Raw genomic sequence first — 4,326 nt, forward strand, 5'->3', positions numbered from 1 at the left:
GCACGTTGTGCATGTGATGGGCGTTCAGCAGCCAGCACGCAAGGCGGTCCTCCAGCGCGGCAAACACAGGCTTCCAGTAGATCCCGGTTGCCTCCGTGCCCGCCAGTTCGATGTGCTCGGCGACCAGGTGGGAAGCAAGAGCAACCGCAGCAGGCGGTACAAGTTGAGCGGTGCGCCTGGTATCGCGTACTGGCGTGGTGTCACGGTGTGTGAGTGGCTCCGGGAGTGATCGCCTCCTGGAAGCAGAGGGCCCGTGGGCCTGCGTGATCATTTCTGTTGTCTAGGCAGAAGGTGGCCCATCACATTAGCCTAATGAGTTCGGTCCGGTCGAACGTGACCGGCCGGTCGTTGATCCCGTCCCACGACACCAACACATTGAATCGGTGATCCTTCACCGCCTTGCGGGCCTGGAACCAGTAACTGGCGTGAATTGAGGGTACGTCCTCAGGGTTGTACACGGGCCACACCTGAGCCACCGTGTACCCGGCGTCCAGAGCATGCTGCCGCAGTAACAGCAGGCGCTCCAGATCGGGGCCGGCCATGACCGACCCGTCGATACGCAGATAGAGCAACGCTTTCATCGGGGCCTTCCTTCGTGGATACCCCAGCCTTCAGGCCGGGGAGGAAACGAAGCTCCTGCGGAGCAGTGCAGAGAAAGCCGGTTCGCCGCGCGGGCGGACCGGCGTCGAGTCGATCCGGCGCGCCTCACCTGTCGCGGTGCAGGTCGCATGTGTGGCGCGGCACCACCTGCGTGCGCGGCTCGGACGTCCACCTCAATGACATGGGCGCCGACGCCTACTCGCCATCGCCGCTGTGTGGCGGCGATGGCGCAGGAGCGGCTGACGGCCCGGCCGGCCTGCGACGGAGACGCCTACCAACCGTCGGATCCTGACCGGTCTGTTCCCGCCCCGCGGGCAATGGGTCAGCACCCGCAAGGTCAAGTCACCGATGTCCCGCTACAGCGAGCGCCACGCCGACGGCTGACCCGGCACAAGTCACAACGTCACCCGCCTTGACGTCACCGTGCTCGAACCCGTGGATCAACCCGCACCGCCCACGGCCTCCCGGGACGACCAACACGCCACCACCAACGTGCCGTGGGCAGGGGTCGATCAGGATTCCAGGGTGGGACCATCGGCCAGGCCGCCCACCTGGGCGTCCAACTCTGTCTTCAGCGTGTCGGGTGCGGATCCCGTGCGGGTGATCCAGGCGGCGAGGGGGTTGGCTCAACCGTGGCCAGCACCGCTGCAATCGCCTGCTCGCGGTCCTTGATGTCCTGCTCGGAGCCGTACGTCCGTGGCGGTGCAGCCTGGTTTGCGAGGGCCGCCCATCCGGTCCCTGCTATCCCGGCTGCAGCCGCCCCGGCGGTGATCATCCCGAGAGCTCGGCACCGGCTGGGCGGCCTGCGTTCGGTGGCTGGGTGCGGGGCGGGGGGGCATTGCGTGGGCTGTCCATGGTGTCCAGTTCTCCGTAGCGTGGTGCGTCAGAGTCGCACAGTCTCTATCTGCTCCGACAGGGACATCTGTCCTTAACGCCGCATGGAATTAGGTGAGTTCGACGAACTCGGGCTCCGCGGCTTATCGGGGTTCTGGGGCAGGGGCAGCCGTCCTTGCAGGCCGCGATCGATGCGTGCGGACAGTCGGCGAGAACGTGAACGGCACCGCTCCAAGCAGGACAGCTTCGGGCACCCGCCGTGCGTACCAGCCGCGGGGAGTGGATGCAAAACTTCACCGGGTAATCGGAGGGTGACGGATGTTGGCCGTAGATGGCCCCGTGACCTATTACTCAGATTGAATTGGCGTTGTCCGGGCTGTCGTGACAGGTTGTGATCCCTGCGGTACGACGTCCTCATGCGGTACGCGCAAGGGGGCGGGCTGACGCCTGTCGAGCGAGGGTGTCCGGTTGGTGGTGGGCGAGCTCGCGCACCGTCGCCGTCGCGGCCTGCACCGTCCGGGACGGCAGAGCTCCCGGGAACTTTCGAGCGTCCCGGCGCAGTTGCTCCTCCCATCCGGCGGCCCGGTCTTGGAGCCGGGGCAGTCCGGCGGGCGCGGGGATGGCGAAGCGACGGCTGACGTTCCCCGCGATCGCCGCCACCTCGTCGCCCTCCGCGGCCTGGACCAGCATCGTGGAGTGCGCCCGCTCCAGGAGCATGGCGAACCGGTCGTCGTCCCGCTCGTGCAGCAGGACCGCTCCGCGCCCGCCCCAGGCGGAGAGCGCGTCCGGCTCGAACCGGTTCTCGGGACGAGGAAAGGACATTTTCAGCACGGCAGGCTCGGTCGTCTTGCGCAGCACCGGGATGACGATTCCGACACACCCGTACAGCAGCGCACCGTCCGCCGTGCACCCCAGCGCTCGGCCACACCTCCCGCACCGTGGCCGGGAGAGCGGAGAGCCAAGCCGAGCCTGCCGCCCCTTCGCGGTCCACGGTGACCCGCACGAACCCCTCCGGAAGAACGATCACCAGCGCACCGCCCGGCCGGTGTACGCAGCGCCGTGCGGGTGCGCGGCTCCTACCGGGCGGTCGGTCACCGCCGTACCGGCCACTGCTGCTCCAGGAAGCGCCAGAGCTCCGTGGTGGGGCGGCGGGAGCTCGTCCAGGGCGCGCACCCACTGGTGGCGATCATGCTCGGACAAGGTGACCGGGCCGGGCTTCTCCGGCGTGCAGGCGAAGACGAACTAGCGGCTGGTGCGGCCGCGTCGCGCAGGTGCATCAGCACCTGGTCGCGTCCGGGTCCGTGATCACGACGAGGGCGCAGTACGGGTCATCGTCCGCCGGGCGGTCCTCGCGCGACAGGCCCAGGCTCGACAAAACCCGGGCGCGCAGGACGGGATCGCCGAGGTCCGACGGCGAGCGCCATTGCGCCGCGCCGACCTCCTCGCCCTGCAGGGTCAGGCCGACCGGTCCGCGGGCGCGGAACAGGTAGCGGACGTCGTAGTGCACGTGGGCGGGCTCGTTCTTGTCAGACCGGGCCGCGATGGTGTGGACGTCGATGTGCACGGGCGTGCCGTCACCGAGCCCAGCTCGGTGACGCCCGTCTCCGGCGATCTCGCGCCGGACCGCCTGCCCGAGCGTGCGGTCCGAGTCCTGCGGGTGTCCCCCGGGCTGGGCCCAGCGGCCGGAGGCGAGGTGGTGGATGAGCAGGACGTCGTCGGCGTCGTTGATGACGACGCCCGAGGTGGTGACGTAGCCGTCGAACTCCCGCCTGTCGGTCACGTTGGCGCCGGCGGCGAGACGGTCCACGAGGGGCTGGAGCAGCGACTGTTCGCCGGGGTGCCCACGCAGGTGGCCGGTGACAAGGTCCTGGAGGTGCAGGGCGGGAATGGTCATTGGCTCTCCTGGCTGTGGGGCCTTGCTCGCGTGATCGCGCTGCTGACCCCGCACGGACTGTGGGAAGAGCCCTGCTCGGTCAGCTCGTCCAGGTCTTGATCTGAGCGGCGACCTCCCGCACCGGGAGTCCGTCCCGGGCCGCGCGGGCCAAGGGGAGAACCGTGTCCAGACCGGGGCTCACCGGAAGGCCGCACGCCGACAGGTAGGCCGCGGTCACTGTGGCCGCGAAAAGGAGATTGCGCGCCTCAAGACTGGGATTCCTCGCCAGTTCGCACAGCAGTGCGGCGGCCTTGTGGTGGGGTTCGGGATAGACCGGGTGGTCCAGGATCTCCGCTCGGTGACGTGCTTCCGCTGCGACCGGCACTCCGTAGTCGACGACCTGGGGATCTCCCGGGATCTGCTGCGCTACTGCCAGGATCCAGGCGAGATCGATCCGCAGATTCACGCGGCATTCCTCGGCGCGCTCTGTGCCAGCCCTTCCGGAAGACCGGGGTACCGGTCCTCACCGACCTCTGCATCGAATGTGTCCGCGTATCCAGCTAGGAATGCCGCAGCGCCGGCCATGAAGGCTGCGCGTGACTGGTTGACATCGGCTTGGATCAGGTCGGTTACGTACCCCTGGAGGCTCAAGCCGCGGCGTGCAGCCCGGTCCTCGGCGGCCGCCCGCAGGTCGTCGGTCAGTCGGATATTCGTCTGCTTTGCCATACTCACCACCATAGCTAGTCACTGATACCAATGGCTAGCAGACGGCAGAACAAGAGTCGACCCAGACCGCCAACCAGGCTCTCCTCCGACATCCAGGCCCCACTTCACACCACGCCCACACGCCGACGAAGGGCACCTGCATCCTTAGGCATCCCCATCGCGTGCGCCTGACGTCGCCTGCTAGCTACTTGCCCCTGAAAAAGGGTTTGGGCTGGTGACGGGCCGGTGCTGTGGGACGGCACTGTGCCGCCGGCCTGTCGGCGGTATGTCCCTCACTGGCTGAGAACGGTCAT

The 4,326-nt window shown here is 68.1% G+C and carries 5 protein-coding genes and 1 pseudogene; all 6 read right to left on the reverse strand.

Annotated features, from left to right (window positions below; translation table 11 throughout):
• A pseudogene (locus ABZZ74_RS52705) lies at positions 1-271 on the reverse strand (hypothetical protein); the annotation flags it as partial.
• Between the two features lie 28 nt (positions 272-299).
• Positions 300-581 (reverse strand): hypothetical protein, encoded by a 282-nt coding sequence (locus ABZZ74_RS52710; RefSeq protein WP_356951244.1) that lies wholly within the window; start codon positions 579-581, stop codon positions 300-302.
• 1,267 nt (positions 582-1,848) lie between these two features.
• Positions 1,849-2,349 carry an aminoglycoside phosphotransferase family protein gene (locus tag ABZZ74_RS52715; RefSeq protein WP_356951248.1) on the reverse strand — a complete coding sequence of 167 codons (501 nt, stop codon included), beginning with the start codon at positions 2,347-2,349 and terminating at the stop codon, positions 1,849-1,851.
• A gap of 361 nt (positions 2,350-2,710) precedes the next feature.
• Positions 2,711-3,328: an NUDIX domain-containing protein gene (locus tag ABZZ74_RS52720; RefSeq protein WP_356951245.1), complete on the reverse strand. Its 618-nt coding sequence runs from the start codon at positions 3,326-3,328 to the stop codon at positions 2,711-2,713.
• Between the two features lie 79 nt (positions 3,329-3,407).
• The gene (locus tag ABZZ74_RS52725) at positions 3,408-3,773 is read right to left on the reverse strand and encodes a hypothetical protein (RefSeq protein WP_356951246.1); all 366 of its coding nucleotides are present in this window, start codon (positions 3,771-3,773) and stop codon (positions 3,408-3,410) included.
• Positions 3,770-4,033: a hypothetical protein gene (locus tag ABZZ74_RS52730; protein WP_356951247.1), complete on the reverse strand. Its 264-nt coding sequence runs from the start codon at positions 4,031-4,033 to the stop codon at positions 3,770-3,772. Before ABZZ74_RS52730 ends, ABZZ74_RS52725 begins: the two co-directional genes overlap by 4 nt.
• Between the last annotated feature and the right edge of the window lie 293 nt (positions 4,034-4,326).

Source organism: Streptomyces sp. NPDC006476 (assembly GCF_040612015.1).
In the GTDB taxonomy this organism is placed as follows: Bacteria; Actinomycetota; Actinomycetes; order Streptomycetales; family Streptomycetaceae; genus Streptomyces; species Streptomyces griseorubiginosus_B.